At 41.4% G+C, this 19,159-nt stretch carries 16 protein-coding genes; 14 read left to right on the plus strand and 2 right to left on the minus strand.

The window, feature by feature from the left end:
* The first annotated feature begins 189 nt into the window (after nucleotides 1–189).
* On the plus strand, nucleotides 190–1,173 hold the full coding sequence (locus tag EPB74_RS10895) for a hypothetical protein (protein ID WP_274904168.1): 984 nt from the start codon (nucleotides 190–192) through the stop codon (nucleotides 1,171–1,173).
* Nucleotides 1,174–1,305: 132 nt separating this feature from the next.
* Here EPB74_RS10895 and EPB74_RS10900 read toward each other — a convergent pair whose 3' ends face one another.
* Nucleotides 1,306–1,695, minus strand: a complete 390-nt coding sequence (locus EPB74_RS10900; RefSeq protein ID WP_274904169.1) for an SCP-2 sterol transfer family protein — start codon at nucleotides 1,693–1,695, stop codon at nucleotides 1,306–1,308.
* An 851-nt stretch (nucleotides 1,696–2,546) separates the two neighbouring features.
* On the opposite strand from EPB74_RS10900, the gene ccoN reads away from it, so the two are divergent.
* The 6 genes from ccoN (at nucleotide 2,547) to EPB74_RS10930 (ending at nucleotide 8,677) form a co-directional block, all read left to right on the plus strand.
* On the plus strand, nucleotides 2,547–4,028 hold the full coding sequence (gene ccoN / locus EPB74_RS10905) for a cytochrome-c oxidase, cbb3-type subunit I (protein WP_079691304.1): 1,482 nt from the start codon (nucleotides 2,547–2,549) through the stop codon (nucleotides 4,026–4,028).
* A gap of 9 nt (nucleotides 4,029–4,037) precedes the next feature.
* Complete coding sequence (gene ccoO / locus EPB74_RS10910; protein WP_079691303.1) at nucleotides 4,038–4,676, plus strand: cytochrome-c oxidase, cbb3-type subunit II; 639 nt, start codon at nucleotides 4,038–4,040, stop codon at nucleotides 4,674–4,676.
* Nucleotides 4,676–4,858, plus strand: a complete 183-nt coding sequence (locus EPB74_RS10915) for a cbb3-type cytochrome oxidase subunit 3 (protein WP_079691302.1) — start codon at nucleotides 4,676–4,678, stop codon at nucleotides 4,856–4,858. The genes ccoO and EPB74_RS10915 overlap by 1 nt, the downstream gene beginning before the upstream one ends.
* Nucleotides 4,855–6,003 carry a cytochrome-c oxidase, cbb3-type subunit III gene (ccoP, locus tag EPB74_RS10920; RefSeq protein ID WP_274904170.1) on the plus strand — a complete coding sequence of 383 codons (1,149 nt, stop codon included), beginning with the start codon at nucleotides 4,855–4,857 and terminating at the stop codon, nucleotides 6,001–6,003. Before EPB74_RS10915 ends, ccoP begins: the two co-directional genes overlap by 4 nt.
* Nucleotides 6,004–6,473: 470 nt before the next feature.
* On the plus strand, nucleotides 6,474–7,883 hold the full coding sequence (gene ccoG / locus EPB74_RS10925; protein ID WP_079691300.1) for a cytochrome c oxidase accessory protein CcoG: 1,410 nt from the start codon (nucleotides 6,474–6,476) through the stop codon (nucleotides 7,881–7,883).
* Nucleotides 7,884–8,095: 212 nt separating this feature from the next.
* Nucleotides 8,096–8,677, plus strand: a complete 582-nt coding sequence (locus tag EPB74_RS10930) for a FixH family protein (protein WP_274904171.1) — start codon at nucleotides 8,096–8,098, stop codon at nucleotides 8,675–8,677.
* 104 nt (nucleotides 8,678–8,781) lie between these two features.
* Here EPB74_RS10930 and ttcA read toward each other — a convergent pair whose 3' ends face one another.
* Entirely contained in the window at nucleotides 8,782–9,843 is a 1,062-nt protein-coding gene (gene ttcA, locus EPB74_RS10935) for a tRNA 2-thiocytidine(32) synthetase TtcA (protein WP_446740043.1), read from the minus strand.
* Between the two features lie 519 nt (nucleotides 9,844–10,362).
* Here ttcA and queC point away from each other — a divergent pair.
* The 7 genes from queC (at nucleotide 10,363) to EPB74_RS10970 (ending at nucleotide 18,801) form a co-directional block, all read left to right on the plus strand.
* Nucleotides 10,363–11,142 (plus strand): 7-cyano-7-deazaguanine synthase QueC, encoded by a 780-nt coding sequence (gene queC, locus EPB74_RS10940; protein WP_089555007.1) that lies wholly within the window; start codon nucleotides 10,363–10,365, stop codon nucleotides 11,140–11,142.
* Between the two features lie 267 nt (nucleotides 11,143–11,409).
* Complete coding sequence (locus tag EPB74_RS10945) at nucleotides 11,410–11,739, plus strand: hypothetical protein (protein WP_274904173.1); 330 nt, start codon at nucleotides 11,410–11,412, stop codon at nucleotides 11,737–11,739.
* Between the two features lie 169 nt (nucleotides 11,740–11,908).
* Entirely contained in the window at nucleotides 11,909–12,406 is a 498-nt protein-coding gene (locus EPB74_RS10950; RefSeq protein WP_274904174.1) for a peroxiredoxin, read from the plus strand.
* A gap of 163 nt (nucleotides 12,407–12,569) precedes the next feature.
* Complete coding sequence (locus EPB74_RS10955; RefSeq protein ID WP_274904175.1) at nucleotides 12,570–14,102, plus strand: dihydrolipoyl dehydrogenase; 1,533 nt, start codon at nucleotides 12,570–12,572, stop codon at nucleotides 14,100–14,102.
* Between the two features lie 173 nt (nucleotides 14,103–14,275).
* Nucleotides 14,276–15,460, plus strand: coding sequence for a mechanosensitive ion channel family protein (locus EPB74_RS10960; protein WP_254423120.1), 1,185 nt, complete (start codon nucleotides 14,276–14,278; stop codon nucleotides 15,458–15,460).
* Between the two features lie 214 nt (nucleotides 15,461–15,674).
* Nucleotides 15,675–17,996, plus strand: a complete 2,322-nt coding sequence (rlmKL, locus tag EPB74_RS10965; protein WP_274904176.1) for a bifunctional 23S rRNA (guanine(2069)-N(7))-methyltransferase RlmK/23S rRNA (guanine(2445)-N(2))-methyltransferase RlmL — start codon at nucleotides 15,675–15,677, stop codon at nucleotides 17,994–17,996.
* A gap of 229 nt (nucleotides 17,997–18,225) precedes the next feature.
* Nucleotides 18,226–18,801 (plus strand): TerD family protein, encoded by a 576-nt coding sequence (locus EPB74_RS10970; protein WP_079691291.1) that lies wholly within the window; start codon nucleotides 18,226–18,228, stop codon nucleotides 18,799–18,801.
* Nucleotides 18,802–19,159 lie beyond the last annotated feature (358 nt).

The raw sequence follows: 19,159 nt of genomic DNA on the forward strand, positions 1-19,159 counted from the left end.
ATTCTTTGCTTCTATACCTATATATTGTAGGCTAAGGACAATTGTCATTAACCCATCATTGTTGTTTGTTGCCTCTTTACTGACGACATTGCGAGCTATCATAAACCAACCATCTAAGATGTTGCATGGTAGTCAGCAATCACAGTTTCAGATCCAAACCTCATGGCTGACTTAAGTTTGAGTATATTCATGACTATTAATTACCAATATAAAAACATCCAATCTCCCACCAAAATCACTTTAACTGACGAGCAGTCCGCAGGTCATGCTGATCATTGGCGTATTTTGACCGATGACATGAGTCATGATGTACCAGAATGGTTACAGAAGATGATTGAGCAGGCCGCAATGCCTAAAGGACTCAATACCAGCGTCAGTGCCGCAAAAGACAGCTGCTTGCTCCTATCTGAAGACCAGCCTTGCCACATCAATCAAGTACTGGCCATGAAAGATGGTAAGCCTGAATGTTTTATCAATGCTTATCCTTGTGTTGATAGCCCCTATGGATTGACATGTAAAATCGAACGTATGATTGTCAATGACAACTCACACGATGCGGTACTACGCTTACGCACGACTGACGGTAGTATTATTTATGCTTTTGATCAACTTTATACCGCCAACCGTCATTTGTATCAGCAAGATATGGCTTATTTCGTCAATCTTAGTGCTTGGGCGCATGAGATTAAGCTAAGTGAACAAAACGAGGTGATTATGGTGGAAGACCAAGAGTCTATCCGCTATCACCGTGCCTTTAATGATATTGTCGCTGCCAATGACGGAAAAATACCCGACGATTTACAAGAGCAGATCAAAGAGTGGCAGCCAGAAACCAAAGAACAAATGGCACCAGTAGAGATCAATTTGGGCCACATGTGTGCCTATCTATTTGGCGACACCTTGGGACAAGAAGACGAAGCATGGTGTCAAGGTCAGGTGCTTGGCAAGCAGGACACGCTATTCAATGGTAAGCCAATCATTTTATTTGATGTCGTAATATTACGTGAGCAAGATGCCGATCCATTTGTGGTGCGTATTGGCGCGCTCAAAACGCCAGAGACTGCCTCTATTAAAGTTCATGATTATGTGCAAGCGAATGTTTGGCTACAAGCTGCTATTTATAAAGAAAATCAGAAACCACAAGCGGCTGCACAACAATCAAAAGCCAGCTAGTCAGCTTTGAGCAGCTCATTTTAGAATTTAACGGGCGCTCAAAATCAGGTTGAACGCTCAAATAAAAAGCCCCTAATATATCCATTAGGGGCTTTTTTGTATTCAGCTAGACATAAGTAAATCAATAAAAAATTAAGCCATCGTGGTCATTGACTTAATACGGCTATAAAGCTCTTTTTGCTCAGCACTTGGACGGGCAGTTTGTACCGCCATCAATTGTGACATATCACCTTCGACACGGATTTTACCACCCATAAACGCGCCCATGATCTCATTGGTATCGAAATCTGTGATGATCGACTGTAAAATGCTGCGATCAAGCAACAAGGTGGTCGTTGCCGCGTCATTTAAGCCGCGATGTAATAAACCATCCGCGAAACTGGCTTCGATATCTTGTTCGGCGTCAGATACTTTGAGATTAACAACCATATTAGCCAGCGCAGGTGGTAAATTTAACTCACCGGCCTCGTTACCCATCTGTTCAACTTGATCGAACCACTCATCTGTCAAAAAAACTGCCATATTATTATCCTTAATACTTATTATGGTAGGCTAATGCTGTTTATAACCCTAGCCTGACCGCTATTTAAATGATCAAAGTGTTATTAACATTAATGTCAAAAACACTCTATTACTTGCCATACTCAGTCTTATTATAAGATGCGACTTCATAATAAGTAAAACCTATTTGTAGCGCTAGCACTGCAATTGTTACAAAACCTTGTTAATAATTTGTTTTTTAACCTTGTTAGCAGTATATTTTTTCACCCCTAGAATAGTATGAAGATTGGGTATAAAATAGGTGGATAGTGCAGCAATAATAAGTTGCTTGCTAATATTTTTACCAAAGAGTTTGTATTTTGGCGCATAGTTCTGATGATATTTTATTAGGTTTGCGTTACAATACCCTTAAACAGAGTCGGGAGTTTTAACTAAACATTACGTAAACATGTTTTTTTGTCAGCCGCCGCTAGCATACATTGATGGTCGATAAGTTTTTTATCACCAGTTGAATATCAGTATTTATCTTCGTTAGTACTTTTTTTATCAGTAATAATGAAGATAAATACTTCGCCTCAATAGATGTTTGATGCTCAAGGAAGGCATACTTTCTTATTAAACCTGACATTTTATTAACAATCCTACTATCGACTAGCTGTGAGCGCCGTGCATTTTTAGCGCTGTTCTCTGCCCATCAGCAGCAGATACCTAGCGAAAGCTTAGCTTGATAGTTAATAACGTCAGCCTGATAAGATAAGTCAAAAAACAGCATGTACCGCAATCCTTATCTGGTTATTTATTTTTATATAATACAGATGCCGCGGAGAGTTAGTTAATTCTGTTGATAATTCGGGCTGTAAAGGAATCATCCAATGAGTTTACAAAACACAGCAGTCGCCCCAGTTGACCGTGAGTACGAAATTACTGTCGTAAGATTCTTTACGATAATGGCCGTAGTTTGGGGCATCATCGGCATGAGTCTTGGCGTGTTCATTGCTTCACAGTTAGCATGGCCAGCACTCAACTTTGACATTCCATGGTTGACATTTAGTCGTCTAAGACCACTGCATACCAATGCGGTTATTTTTGCATTCGGTGGTAGTGCTTTGTTCGCAACGTCTTACTACATCGTTCAACGTACGTGTAAGACAAGATTATTTGCCCCTTACTTAGCTTGGTTTACCTTTTGGGGTTGGCAAGCGGTTATCGTGTCAGCAGTGATTACGCTTCCTCTAGGTTTAACTACGACCAGAGAATACGCTGAGATGGAGTGGCCAATCGATATCTTGATTGCCTTGGTATGGATTTCTTATGCCATCGTTTTCTTTGGTACGCTCATCAAACGTAAGACCTCACATATTTATGTGGCTAACTGGTTCTTTGCAGCCTTTATTATTACGATTGCACTACTGCATATCGTAAACAGTATGGCTATTCCTGTTAGTGCGTTTAAATCTTATTCATTATTTGGCGGTGCAACCGATGCGATGGTGCAGTGGTGGTACGGGCATAATGCGGTAGGTTTTTACTTAACGGCAGCGTTCCTTGGAATGATGTATTACTTCGTGCCGGTACAGATTGGTCGTCCTATTTATTCTTATCGTTTGTCTATCGTTCACTTTTGGGCACTAATTGCCTCTTATATGTGGGCTGGTGGTCACCATTTGCATTACTCAGCGCTTCCAGATTGGACGCAGTCTTTAGCAATGGTATTCTCAATCATCCTATTTGCACCATCTTGGGGTGGTATGATTAACGGTGTACTTACTTTATCAGGCAGTTGGGATAAATTACGTACCGATCCGATCATTCGCTTTATGATTGTGGCATTGTCATTCTATGCAATGTCGACCTTTGAAGGTCCAATGATGTCAATTAAGACCGTCAATGCGTTATCGCATAATACGGATTGGACAGTCGGTCACGTACACTCAGGTGCACTTGGTTGGGTTGGTATGATTACCATTGGTTCGTTATATGTATTGTTACCACGTATCTATAACAAGCCAAAAATGTATTCAATCAGCTTAATCACCACGCATTTCTGGTTGGCGACAGCGGGTACTATCTTCTATATCGTGTCGATGTGGATTTCAGGTATTGGCCAAGGCATGATGTGGCTTGCTACCAATCCAGATGGTACTTTAGTATATAGCTTCGTTGATACGGTTGAGTTCTCACATTTCCCATATATTGGTCGTGCCTTTGGTGGCTTACTGTATGTATCGGGTATGTTTGTGATGGCATATAACGTTTATAAAACACTTAAGATGCCAGAAGGAAAGCCTGTAGATATCGCTGACCCAACGGATCATGAACCTAGTGTTGATAAACCTTCGGCAGCTAACGTATAAGGAGCGATCATGGCTGGTACACCGCATGAAATTATTGAAAAAAATACAGGCTTGTTGGTCATCGGTATTGTGATTGCTATTAGTTTTGCAACGCTAGTTGAAATCGTACCGCTAATATATGATAACAAGGGTCCTGAAGAAGGTGGGGTGAACGCTCCCCTTCCTGCTATGGAACCGTGGACTGCGCTTGAATTTGAAGGTCGTGACATCTATATTCGTGAAGGTTGTCACGTTTGTCATACCCAAATGATTCGTCCGCTACGTGCTGAAGTTGAACGTTATGGGCCGTACTCACGTGCTGCAGAATCAACCTGGGATCATCCATTCTTATGGGGCTCGAAACGTACTGGACCTGATCTAGCACGTGTCGGTGGACGCTATTCTGAAGATTGGCAAAAACAACATCTTATCGCACCACGTTCGTTAGTGCCTGAATCAGTTATGCCTGGTTTCCCTTGGCTTGCGACCAACGAAGTTAATGGGTCCAACGTTCAAACCAAAATGCGTCTATTCCGCGATCGCTTCGGGGTTCCTTATACTGAAGAAGATATCGAAGGAGCGCCAGATGCTGTGCTTGGTGCCACTGAGCTTGATGCTTTGGTTGCCTATTTACAGCAATTAGGTACTGCAATGGAAGGACAGCGCTAATGGGTATTGGTGAATTACAAACAATTGCAACCGTTTCTGCCTTCGTAGCTTTTATAGGTGTGGCGTGGTGGGCGTATTCGCCAAAAAACAAAAAACGCTTCGAAGAAGATGCACAACTTGCGCTTGATGACGAGGATGTAGAAGCCTTATCTGAAGAGCAGCGCAATAAGGATAAACGATGACATTTTTTTGGAGTACTTGGATTACCGTACTGAGTTTCATGTGCTGGGCGTTTATCCTCGGTGTTTTACTAATGGTATTGAAATATAAGCCAGAAGTAGAAGAAGACGGTACCACAGGTCACACTTATGACGGTATTCAGGAATACGACAAGCCGCTGCCTAAATGGTGGCTAGTGATATTTTTTGGTTCAATCATTTGGGGTGTTGCCTATTGGGTATTCTTCCCCGCTATGTTTCCAAAACACTGGGATGGTATTGCAACCGTAGAAGTGGATGGCAAAACCGTGCCATGGACCTCTCACAACGAGTTGAATAGTGACCTTGAGAGCAACAACAAAGTATTTACGGATAACTTTGAGCAGAATATTTTGGCAAAAGCGGATGCTAGTGGTGCCACTAAAACCTTGGCTAGCCTATCTGAGATGCAAGCAACATTGCGTCGCAGCGAGACTCCACCAGCAGACTTACAGACCAAAATTGATGAGAAAACGGCAGAACTTGCGCCTTATGTAGAAAAGCTTTCTGAAAACCCGAATGCTTTAAAGGTCGGTAGCCGCTTATTCTTACAGAACTGCTCGGTGTGCCATGGTTCTAACGCTAAAGGTGCAACTGGCTATCCTAACCTGACTGATAACGATTGGCTATATGGTGGTGAGGCTACTAATATCTTGACCACACTACATAAAGGTCGCGTTGGTGGTATGACAGCATGGCGTGATCAAATCGGTGAAGATGGTGTACGTGCGGCTGCAGAATACGTCCTGTCTATCTCTGGCAATCAGCCTGGTTATGATCTTGATCAAGCTAAAGTTGCCCAAGGTGAAACCATATTTAAAGAACCGACTAACTGTGTACTTTGTCACGGTCCAGAAGGTAAAGGTATGATTTCAACAGGTGCGCCTAATCTAACTGATAATATTTGGCTTTATGGTGGTGACCGCGAAACTATCCGTGAGACCCTTCGTTATGGTCGCGCCGGTGTAATGCCTGAGTGGGAAACTAAGTTAGGTAACGAGCGTATTATGTTACTTGCTGCTTATGTTTATTCGCTATCAGACCGAGGTGCGCAAACAGCCAAAGTAACAATGCCTGCCAATGCCACTGCTTCTAAAGCAGCAGCACCCGCAGCGGCTACTGCTAATTAGTAGCACTTTGTTAGATTGCTAACTCATAAGAAGTTAATATTTAAAAAGGAGAACTGTCATTGCAGTTCTCCTTTTTTATTGAAATAATTTTGCTCAATATATTGAGTTAATGATATTTAATTAGAACGTCAGTATCCATTATTAACAGATAATTTTGATCATCAATTTTTTCTGATAGCTAAGACTACAGACTAGGTAAACCATAGGCTATCTATCGCTATTTATATTCATATAATGATTGTTTTTTTAGATTGTCTCCCCATTTATACTAAGGAGAATGCTAAAATAGTCGCTATTATAATTCGTTATATATGATCGCTCATTTGGTAGTTGAAATAGTATTCAGATTTGCAGTACGACTCCACTACTTACTGACATTGATAACACCGCACGTCTACGCATCTTGTTTTTAAAATAGGTGTTTGTTACCCATGCCAGCAGACTGATTCTTTTCTTAAAGAGGCAAGTTTATGTCAGCACCACAACCCAATCGAATTCCTGTTATTGAAGTCGATCTTAACGCCACCAAAAAACGTATTCATCCTAGATTTGTCACCGGATTTTATCAAAATATCCGTATTATCAGTATGTATGCATTTTTGGCGCTGTTCCTCATTCTACCGTGGATACGTTATAACGGTAGGCAAGCCATATGGTTTGATGTCCCATCGCAACATTACTATATTTTTGGGATGACCTTTTTAACCCAAGATTTCTACTTTATTGCAGCATTTGCGCTCATTGCGGCTTTTACTTTATTTATGGTCACCGTTTACGCAGGGCGGGTATGGTGTGGCTATGCGTGTCCGCAGACTATTTGGACGCATATGTTTCAATACACTGAGAAATTGGTGATTGGCGACCGTAACAAACGTATTAAGTTCGATAAAGAGCCGATGAGCGTCAGCAAAGCTTTTAAGCGCTTTTTGGTTTATTTTATTTGGTTTGTATTCTCGATGATTACGGCCACTACTTTCGTCAGCTATGTGTCGGGCACAGATGCCCTATATCAAAGTTGGCAAATGATCGGATTTATACCTTTTCCTGATTGGGCAACGTGGATATGGGTTTCAATATTTATCTTTGCCTTTTCTACTTATGTTAATGCTGGCTATATGCGTGAGCAGATGTGTATTCAAATCTGTCCTTATGGCCGCTTTCAAAGTGTTATGTTCGATAAAGATACACTGGTTGTCTCTTACGATTATGAGCGCGGTGAGCCTCGCGGCGCACGTAAAAAAGGCACCAATCCTGAAGACTTAGGTGATTGTATTGAATGCCTAATGTGTGTGCAGGTCTGCCCTACTGGGATTGATATTCGTGATGGCTTGCAAGTAGCGTGTATACAGTGCGCGGCTTGTGTCGATGCCTGTAATGAGATTATGGACAAGGTTGGCTATCCACGAGGACTGATTCGTTATACTACGGAGCGGCAGTTGGTGGAAAAAGAAGAGACCCGAGTATTCAGTCCGCGGTTTTTCGCTTATCTGACCCTACTGGCAGTGTTATGTGGTGGTGTTATTTACGCCTTATCGGATCGTGTGCCATTAGAGATTGATATTCGCCGTGACCGTAACCAGTTGTCCTCAACCAATGCTCAAGGGATGATTGAAAACAGCTATATCGTGAAATTAACCAATAAAACACAAGAGCCGCATACTTATAAAATTACTTTAGCGCCACAAGACGGTATGAGTTTAGAGCTGCGCTTTAACGATGTACCGCTAGAGCCGGGTGAAAGCTTCGATATGTCCGTCAGTATTTATGGTGATCCAGATATTATCGAATCAGGTCAAACGCCAGTGACTTTAAATGTAGTGAGTGAAGATGGTAAATATAAAGTCAGTAAGCAAAATATCTTTACCACTCAAGGTCAGTAACGTTTAATTAAAACTTCCAACTTATTCTGCTAATGGCTTGTTTATTGAACGCTTAAATTTTAGATAAATCAGGCACTTAGCAGATGCAGTATCTTTTAAATCAAGCTATACTGGCTGCGATTATTGATTATCATTCGTCTAGCAGCTTTTAATGGTGGGTTTATCAGTTGCTAGATTTAAGTAGTACTTTACTATTTACTAATAGGTATTTTATGTCTGCTCCAGCACCGAACTTTAAGCATCAAGATAGCCAACCATGGTATAAAAACTACATGGTCATTATCTTTGTGATTGCTATGCCAGCTTTTGTGGTTATTGCCTGTATTTGGTTTGTTTATTACTCTTACCAAATTCGTGATAGCGTGGTGCGTGACGACTGGTATATGGATGGCAAGACGCTATATCACGATGTTGGACGTGATAAACTGACATATGATTTAGACTTGCACGGTAAAATGCAGTTTTCAGATGCTGGTAATGTTACTTTTTATCTGAATTATCCTGAGAAAAGCTTGCAAACAGGCAAGCTACTTAATGGAGAGGCGCTAACTTATCCTGATACATTGGATTTATCTATCTCGCATGCAACCGACATCAAAAAAGATCGCGATGTGGTACTACAACACCAAGAAGGTAATAAGTACAGCGCGCAAGTGCAGATTGACCCCTTAAAAGCGAAGTATTATTTACAGGTCAGTAATGATGGTAAAGATGACTGGCGTATGCAAGATGTCGCTAAACTACCGCGCTCAGAAGTTAGCTTTAATCCGCTACCTGTCTTTGATAAAAGCTGATATGGTTAAAAGTAAACATTGCTAAAATAAGAAAACCAGCCATCAATCTATAATGAGCTGGTTTTTTTATGGAGATAATCTAAAGAGATATAACTAACAACAAGTTAAATAATTGGATTAATCGTTGGGATTTTTTGCGTTGTTTGGCTGCTGTTGACTGTCTTAGTGTGCTTTTCTGCTTGCGTATCATGACTGGCAAATTTTGGATTGAATATCTGCGTTTTTGGCGATAGCGGTAATCCAATCTCGGCCAGCCTTTCTGTTTGCCCAGCTTGAATATTATCGCCTTCAAATAAACGCTCGTTATCGTCACGCTCGAGACTTAATCGCTCAAAGTCGAACAACTCGCGATCTGCTAATTGCGAGGGAGCAACATTTTGCATCGCTTTAAAAATAGACGCTAAGCGCTGCGGGTGCGCATCATCCCATTCGCGCAGCATATCATTGATAATCGCACGTTGTAGGTTGGTTTGGCTGCCGCATAAATTACATGGAATAATTGGAAACTCTTTTAAGCGCGCATATTCAATAATGTCCTTTTCTTCAACATAGGCTAGCGGACGGATGAGCATGTTTTGCTTGTCATCACTAAGCAGCTTGGGTGGCATAGACTTCAGCGAACCGCCATGAAATAAGTTCAAAAAGAAAGTCGCCAACATATCGTCGCGATGATGACCTAGCGCAATCTTGGTCGCGCCGATTTGTTTGGCAAATCCATACAGTGAGCCACGGCGTAAGCGTGAGCATGCCGAACAATAGGTTTTGCCTTCTGGCACCACACTTTTAACAATGCTATAAGTATCTTTTTCTAAAATATAATGCGCGATGCCCTGCTCGTTCAGATATGCTGGCAAAATTTCTTCAGGATACCCTGGCTGCTTTTGGTCAAGATTGACCGCCACGACATCAAAATTAATCGGTGCAATACGTTTTAGCAGTAAAAGAATATCAAGCAACGTATAGCTGTCTTTACCGCCTGAGACACAAACCATTACCACATCGCCGTCTTCGATCATATTAAAATCACGAATCGCCCATGATACTTGGCGGCGTAGCTTTTTTTGTAACTTGCGAAAGTATGCAGACTCAGTCAATTCTTGCTCGTCCGTCAAGGTTTCAGCAGCTTGCTCATCAGTAGAATCAACATCGCCCTCATCGTATTGCATTTCATCTATACCAGACTCGACATCAGCTTCCAAATCATAACTGTACAAGTCAGCATTCATAGAGCTATCTTCAAACTGAGGCGTGATTTGTGGCGTAAACAAGGTAGCTGCATTCATAAATTACTCAATGTCTTTACAAGGATTGTTTTACTATAAAAATGTGAAATAAATTGATTTAATATAAAAAATCAATCAATTTAATATAAAAATGGTTGCGATAAAACAATATCTGGCTATGTCCTAGCATTGCTGCTTTTCAATGAAACAGAACTTTAAAGCAGCAGCGATTATAACAAAATTTGCTAACAGATTGAAAATATGACATTAAATTATAGTATTAAATCTCTAAATTCGTCTAAACCCTGCCTTATGGATAAATAACGGCTGACGGCTTATAAGGCATTTTTTCTGATTTTATAATATTGCTTTAATATTATTTTAATACTGTCTCTAAGGTTCAGTAATGGCCGTATTTTTGCTAAAATAGGCGTTTTTCGTAAACCAATAATAGATACCACTATGACGAACGTTACTCCACAGACCACTTCCCCTAATCAAGAAAATACTGCCGACTTGAATGCACTTCATAAGAGCCAAAATGCTGTTGTGCTACTGTCAGGCGGACTTGATTCAGTGACTTGTTTATATTGGGCAAAGGCACGCTATGCCTCTGTGACAGCAGTCAGTTTTGACTATGGTCAACGTCATAATAGTGAGCTTGTCGCCGCCAAAGCCATCGCTGACGCCGCAGAGGTGAATCATAGAATCATTGATATCGACATCGCCCAGCTTGGGGGCTCATCGCTAACTGACCACAGTATGATTGTGCCTGATGGCGATGCCGATAAATTCCCTAATAAAAAGCATGATGAGATTGATAACGACGCCATTCCAAATACTTATGTACCAGCGCGCAATACCATATTTTTATCTTATGCGCTGGCAGTGGCAGAAGTGACCGACTCCAATCATATTGTGATTGGTGTTAGCTCAGTTGATTATTCAGGCTATCCTGACTGCCGTCCTGAGTACATTGCGGCCTTTCAACATATGGCAAACCTTGCTACCAAAGCTGGCGTGACCGGTCATCATTTATCGATTCAAACACCGCTGCAACAACTATCAAAAGCCAAAACTATCGAGCTTGGTCTATCGCTAGGAGTCGATTATGGACAGACGATTTCTTGTTATCAAGCAGATGCAAAGGGTCTTGCCTGCGGTGTCTGTGACAGTTGCGCTTTGCGCCGTCAAGGTTTTGCGCAAGTAGGCATCGCTGATCCAACCCATTATCAATCTTAATAGCAAAAATAGTTGTCTTAAAAAATAAGAGTAAATCTCTTAAAATAAAGACCATTAAACATTCGCGAAACATTCGCTTGCATTAACACAGCACGCTGCCGTTGTATTTTAAGCAATATACTTGCTATGGTATGGACGAATAAACCTATCACAAGATATGAGTGCTGCTATATAGCTCAATATATAAAAACAAGCACTCATTAAAGTAACAAGTTTTGCTGTGAATATAAAATTTAAGAAATTGACGTCACCCGTAAGAGGATATTTATGAAGTTGTTGCCAGTATTACCCCTAGCTCTCGCCGCCTTGTTTACAATGCCACAAGCAAATGCTGCCGATATTAAACAGAGTAACATCAATACCTGCGTCAACGGCGCGGTCAAATACAAAGTGGCTGACAAAAGCACAGCAACCAAACTTTGTGATTGCACCATTGGTGTCCGTAGCAATATGACCATCGGTCAAATGTGGGAAATTGAAAGCTACGCGCAAAACAAAAAAGACCCATCAAACCTACCTTATGTGAAGAAAATGCAAAAAGACTTGCAACAATGTACTGTTGGTTTAGATTTAAAGCAGCCACAAAAACCTGCTTAACCAATAATTGCTCGAAAATACAAAAGACTGGTCATTGCCAGTCTTTTTTGTTGCTAATACATAAGTGAAGTGTAAAGCCGAGTATTTATTTCTATTAATCTGCTAATCTGCCTATAATAAGACCACTAACAACAATATATGCTTAACCAAAACTAATAAGGATTTTACGATGGCAAAGCCGACCACAGAAACCATTACCCTACCTGATTTCCCAGTTACGATCGTACGCGAGCTAGATGGCAATTTTATCCATGACGACATTAGTCTAAAAGAGCTCGTGGCTAATACGAGTAAAGGACTGATCCTTTATTTTTATCCAAAAGACAATACGCCTGGCTGTACCACACAAGCGACAGAATTTACCGCTCATCTTAATGAGTTTGATGATTTAGGCTATGACATCATTGGGGTTTCACGCGATAGTGTCGAATCTCACGAAAACTTCATTGCTAAACACCATCTTAATATCTCCCTTATCAGTGATAGTGATGAAAAACTGTGCCAATATTTTGACGTGATTAAAGAAAAAAACATGTATGGCAAAATTACTTTGGGTCTTGTACGTTCAGCATTTGTATTTGATAAAAATGGCATACTCACTCATGCGCAGCGCAATCTACGAGCAAAAGACTATACAGAGCGTTTATTAACCATACTAGCACCCTAGTTTGTTGAGAAATTTTGCGAGACTTTTTTTTTGATATTCTTTCATTGTGCTTTTGATAGTCAGTTTTTTATTTAAGTTGGATTCTATCAATAAATTGACATCAAAATAGAGCCGACCACTAAAACACCAATCAATCATTAAACCATTTTTATTTGAGAATAATATGAATAAACAGCCTGATAGCGCATCTGATCATAGTAATGATAAAAAAGTGACACGCAAGGTATCTGTTGCGATTATTGGTGCTGGCACTGCTGGGCAGAATGCCTTTCGCCAAGCCAGAAAAATAAAAGAAGACGCCCTTATCATTAATGATGGATTCTGGACAACCACTTGCATTGAGATTGGTTGTATGCCGAGTAAATTACTGATTGCAGCGGCTGATCGTGCTTACGATACCAATCATTCTAGCGAGTTTGGCGTTCATGCCAGCGCTCAGATAGATGGCAAGCAAGTCATGGAACGCGTTCGTGCTGAGCGCAGTCATTTTGCCAGCTATATTAAAGAACAAGTGGATAGCTGGCCTGAAAACAACAAAATAGCCGGACGTGCTCATATTAATAAGCAAGGGCTTATCGAAGTCAACGATGAGTTGATTGAAGCAGAGAAAATTATCGTCGCCACTGGCAGCTCAACCTTTATTCCAGATGACTGGGCAAAGAAGCTTGGCAAAACGTTACTCACCTCAGATACCGTCTTTGAGCTTGCTGATTTACCAAAATCAATGGCGGTGGTTGGCGCAGGTGCCATCGGTTTAGAGCTTGCTCAAGCCTTCACACGCTTAGGCGTTGACGTTACTCTATTTAATCAAGTCAAACGAGTTGCTGGTTTAAAAGATGATGATATAAACAACAAAGCCATTGATTGCCTAAGTCGTGAACTGACCATGCATTTGGGTAGTAAGATCATCAATGTCGGTAGCCAAACAAGTGCGGACAATGCAAAAGGTCACCAAGAAAATGGAGACAATGCAGCCAGTGCAGCCGCATTTATTGACTATGAAGATAGTGCTGGCGCGTCACAGCAGTGGCAAGGTGAGTATGTATTGGTCGCCACAGGTCGCCGCAATAATATAGATGAGTTGGGCGTTGAAAATCTCGGCGTTGAGCTTGATAAGAAAAATCGTCCAAAGCAGCTCGATAAAAGAACCGGTAAAATCGGTGACTTAGAAGTCTATATCGTTGGCGATGCCAATGCCAATCTTCCACTACTACATGTAGCGAGCGATGAAGGTTTTAGTGCCGGTAGCATGGTCTGCGACAACAAGAAAGACGCCTATATTCGTCCACCAGCCACGCCATTTTCGATCGTATTTTGCTCGCCACAAATCGTTAATGTCGGCATGTCTTTACCCGAAATCCAAGAAGATTCAGAGCTTGAGTATGTCATTGGAAAAGTGAGCTTTGACAATCAGGGCCGCAGCCGGGTGATGGGTGTCAACTGTGGTCTGTTGCATATTTATGGCTGCAAAAAAACAGATAGAATCTTAGGCGCGAGCATGGTTGCTCCTGACGCGGAATATATCGGGCATATATTAGCGATGGCTATTACCAATGATTTAAGTATCAAGGACATGCTTGATATGCCTTTTTATCATCCTACTATTTTAGAAGGTCTACGTACCGCGTTACATGATGTTCAGCAAATGATGAGGATACCTTACCAATCTAATGACACACAGCAAGATAACTCTTAATCGATTACTAAGCTGTACTATAAATAGTATGCTTAATGTTCATTATCGCTCATGTCAGCCAGATTTAGACTTGATTTGTATCAACGATTTGAGCTAATTTATAATTAGAGTTTTATAACCTAGTTAATTTAGAACTTAGTCAATTTAGAACCAGACTTTGCATGGATGAGACAATGGCAATCGCTAGTATTACTGACTTCTTTCAAGAGATTGTTCGCGACTTACATACTAGCCTTTATCTTGCTATTGGAGGCTCTATCGATGAAGGGACATTGGACTGGTCATCTAAATCGGTAGAATTGGTGAGTACTGGTATCAAAATCCTAATACTGCTTGCGGTATTGGGATTTTTTTATTGGCTTGCTATTTATATTCTCAAAAAAAGTAAATCTCGAATTCGTCTCAATGAGCGCCGCGCAAAAATTGTCCGCTCAATACTGCGTTATATTTGGATAGTGACCAGCTTTATTGCCATTATGAGTCAGCTTAATTTTGAGCCAGATACTATCAAGGCGACTGCCAAAGCAAGTACCTGGGCTGGGATATATTACGTGCTATGGACATCATCTGGACAAATTATTCATAAAGTCTTACAGCATTATGGTCTGAACGCCTCGATTGAGCAGCTACTCAAAAATATCTTGTCGGTACTACTTTTAGTGTTAGGGCTTGCCAGCGTCATGGCGCAATTTGGTTTTGATATTGTCTCGCTAGTGGCAGGTTTGGGTATCGCCGGTTTAGCAGTAGGTTTTGCTGCGCAATCAACGCTTGCTAATTTTATTGCCGGTATTACTATTTTGCTTGAGCAGTCTTTCCAAGTGGGTGATTGGGTTAATATCAATGACAATGAAGGTCGCGTCGTGGTTATCGCTTTGCGCACTACCCATGTCTTAACTCGAGACAATATTACAGTCATCATACCTAATTCGAATGTTGCTTCTTCTGTGGTCATTAATCTAACCTCCAAAAACTTTATACGCTTTGATATCCAGATGCGCATTGCTTTTGAAGATGATATCGATACCGCGCGTAAGGAGATTTTACAAGTGCTGACTGATAGCGATGTGGTACTTAACCGTCCTGAGACTTCAGCGACCGTGGCAGAGATTGGAGAATACGGCGTATTTTTTATCGTACGCTTTTGGGTCAAGCCAGCAGCGGTTGCTCGTATGCCAAAAATCAAAGAGGGTTTACGAGAGAATATCAAACGCGCCTTTGATGCCGCTAATATCTCGACCCCTTACCCTCATATGCGTCTACTTATGCCAAAAGACGTTGATTACCCGATTGCCACCAAGCCGTTTGCGACAACTACTCAGCTAGTAGAAGAAAAACCCAAGCTCACTAAAGGCGATTAATAGCTGGCGACTCATTTATACCGTAATGTTATTAAGCATATTTTCTAGGCCCATTTTTTGTAAATCACCCTGCTTTATACATGAGCATTTTGCACCTAGTTATCTTAAACATCAGCGCTTTAAACCATATTCTATTGAATTATGGTAAAATTAGCGGTTAAACATCTTATTTTATGATGTGCATTATTTATCAATTTAGCCCACAGGTATCCGTATGACCGAAACAACCGCGCTCGCCTCTTCCATAACACCTTCGCAACTATCTTCACAAGCACCTTCACAAGCATTGTCGCTTGACCTTATTATCACCTGTGCCGATGGGCTTGAAGTACCGCTACAGACTGAGCTAACAAGTTTTGGTATGGCAAGCGAAATTAAAAGTACGGGGCGTCTTGCGGTTACGGGTACCTTGCGTGATCTATATACTATTTGCCTTTGGTCGCGCGTAGCATCTCGCGTATTGATGCTCATTAAACGCAAAAACATCAACACCGAATACGATGTGGCTGAGCAGCTTTATGGTTTGGCAAAATCGGTCAATTGGACGGAACAATTCAGCTTAGAGCAAACCTTTGCCATCCGTCTGTCTGTCGATAAACGTGTTGCGGTCAGTCAGCAGTTTGCCATGCTACGTATCAAAGATGCGATTGCTGATACTTTTAACGAAGTTTATGACAGCCGTCCTAATGTTGATAGTAAAAACCCAGATTTTTCTGTGTTTGCGACCGTTAACGACAAGCAAGCTGAACTATATCTAGATTTATCAGGCACCAGTTTGCATCGCCGTGGTTATCGTGTGGCGATGACTGAAGCGCCGTTAAAAGAGAACTTAGCTGCGGCCCTACTTTATAGCGCTGGCTGGCATAAGAAAAACGAAGCGGGTAATGCACCTTTTTATAATGCGCTAATCGACCCAATGTGTGGCTCAGGAACCTTTCTCATTGAAGCGCTACTCATGCATTGCGATTATGCAGTGGGTATCGATAAAGCGGCCAATCAGTTTGGTTTTTACCAATGGCAGCATCATGATGATGCGCTGTGGCAACAGATGATCGATGATGCACAGACACGCTTCCGCGAAGCATTGGAGATTGCTAATGAGCAGCCAGATACCTTGCCGCTCATCTTAGGATTCGATGCCGATAGTGGCGCCATCATTGCCACAGAAAAGAATATAATTGCCGCTGGTCTGCAAGATTTATTACCGCTACTAGACATTGAAACTCGTGCCCTTGATCAACTGAGTAACGTCCTAAAACCATTGGTTGATGATGGTCGCTTGAGTAATCCTTTAATCATCACCAACCCCCCTTATGGTGAGCGTTTGGGTGATGAAGAAATGATTAAACCTTTATACCAAGCGATTGGGCTTATTTTGCAAGACAGCTTTGCGGGTAGCGGTATCACGCCGATGTTAGGCATATTAGCCTCTCACGTCGAGCAAGTAGATATTTTACCGATTAAAGAGCCAAAAACCTTGCGTTGTCATAATGGTGCTATCACTGTTTATTTTCGTTATGGAACGTTGATTGCTGGGCAAACGGGTAATCTTGTTAGTCGCTTTGAAAAGCGTGAGATTGAAGTAGAAGAAGGACAAGACTTTATCAACCGCTTGCAAAAAAATCTTGGCAAACTGAAGAAGCTGGCTAAAAAAGACAATGTGAGTAATTTACGCGTTTATAATGCTGATTTGCCCGACTTCAAAGTAGCTGTCGATTTATATGGCGATTATGTGCATGTGCAAGAATACGCGCCACCAAAAACCATTCCACCTGAGACCGCTAAAAAACGCTTTAATCTGGCGCTAATGGGTATTCGGGAAGTCTTTGGTATTAACCGTGAACAAATCTTTATCAAGACTCGCGCCCGTCAATCAGGTAATGACCAATATAGCAAACAAGGTAATACCGAAAAGCGTGGTAAGTTTTATGTCGCTCGTGAAGATGGCGCGTACTTCTATGTCAACTTTACCGACTATCTCGATACTGGGCTCTTTATTGACCATCGTAATATGCGTGCGCGCATTAAAGACAACAGTCGTGGCAAAGCCGTACTAAACTTATTTGCTTATACTTGTACGGCGAGTGTACACGCGGCACTGGCTGGCGCTAAAAAAGTCACTAGTGTTGATTTATCACAAAACTATCTCGATTGGGGCAAGCAGAATTTTGTGCTTAACGGTCTAGATGTCAGTCGCAATAAATATCAATTCGTTGCCGCCGATATCTTTGAGTGGATTAAAGACAATACGGAGCAATTTGATATTATCTTTATTGATCCGCCAACTTTTTCAAACTCCAAAAAGTTTCAAGGTACCTTTGATGTTCAACGTGATCATACCGCGCTTATTAATCGGGCGATGAACCGTTTGACTGCTGACGGTGTTTTATACTTCTCTAATAACTTTACCCGTTTTGAGTTGGATGAACAACTGACCGAGCGCTACGATATTATCGATATTACCCAAAAAACTATTGGTTTCGATTTTGATGTTAAAAAACCGATTCATCAAAGCTTTGAGATTCGTCATCGTTAAGCTTGCTACAGACTAAAAGCACAAGTTAGAGAATAATTTGTTTAATCGCCTTTATAAAAGCACTTAGTTTGATGGCGCTTATTTTTTAGTCAATAAAGCAATCACCGTTTTAAAACAATAATGACTCAATCGGCTTTGATTGGGTCATTTTTTGTTGTTATGATAGAGCGCTACCTAATAAACATATTTAGTATCGCAATTTACCCTACTCTAATAACAAGGATATATCATGGCTTTATCATTGAATAAAGGCGGTAATTTATCGCTCACCAAAACCGACCCAAATCTAACCAAGCTCCTCATCGGTCTTGGCTGGGATGAGCGCGCAACCTCTGGTGCCGAGTTCGATCTTGATGCTAGCGTTTTCTTGCTCAGCAGCGCGGGCAAAGTACGCGGCGACCATGATTTTATTTTCTATAATCAGCTTAAGTCTGACAACGGCGCGGTTGAGCATACGGGTGATAACCGTACTGGCGAAGGCGATGGTGATGATGAAGTCGTTAAAGTAAACCTGACTCAAGTTCCAGCTGACGTTGATAAAATTGTCGTGACCGTGACTATTCATGATGCTGCCGCTCGTAGCCAAAACTTCGGTCAAGTTGCTAATGCCTTTATTCGCGTCGTCAATGAAGAAACAGGTGCTGAAGTGGTGCGTTTTGACTTAGCAGAAGATTACTCTGTCGAGACTGCGATGGTGTTTGGTGAAGTCTATCGTCATAATGCTGAATGGAAATTCCGCGCGGTTGGTCAAGGTTATTCAGGCGGTCTGCAAGCGATGTGTCAGCAATATGGCGTTGTTATTTAATACCAAATTACGACCAGCGTAAAACTAATGATAAGCATTTTATTGGTGATCGACAGTCGTTAGCTTGATGCCATTAAAAGTACGCTATAGACAGTTGCAAATAGTTGCAAAATAGTTGTAATTATTGATAGCCAAACGGCCAATAATGCTTTATGTTTCTCTTAAATTTATGCATAAAAAGCGGTTAGCAATAACCGCTTTTTTTATGGATTGTGCCTATAACAGTCCAACCTTAGCTTTACGCAACCAGACAGGATGTGTCATGAGACATTTTTATTTAGACTTTATCTTCACAGCCATTGCCCTAGCGGTCGCGGCATGGTGGGGATATTCACATGGCGGTATGGGCGGTATGATA

This window comes from Psychrobacter sp. DAB_AL62B (assembly GCF_028895345.1).
Lineage (GTDB): Bacteria > Pseudomonadota > Gammaproteobacteria > Pseudomonadales > Moraxellaceae > Psychrobacter.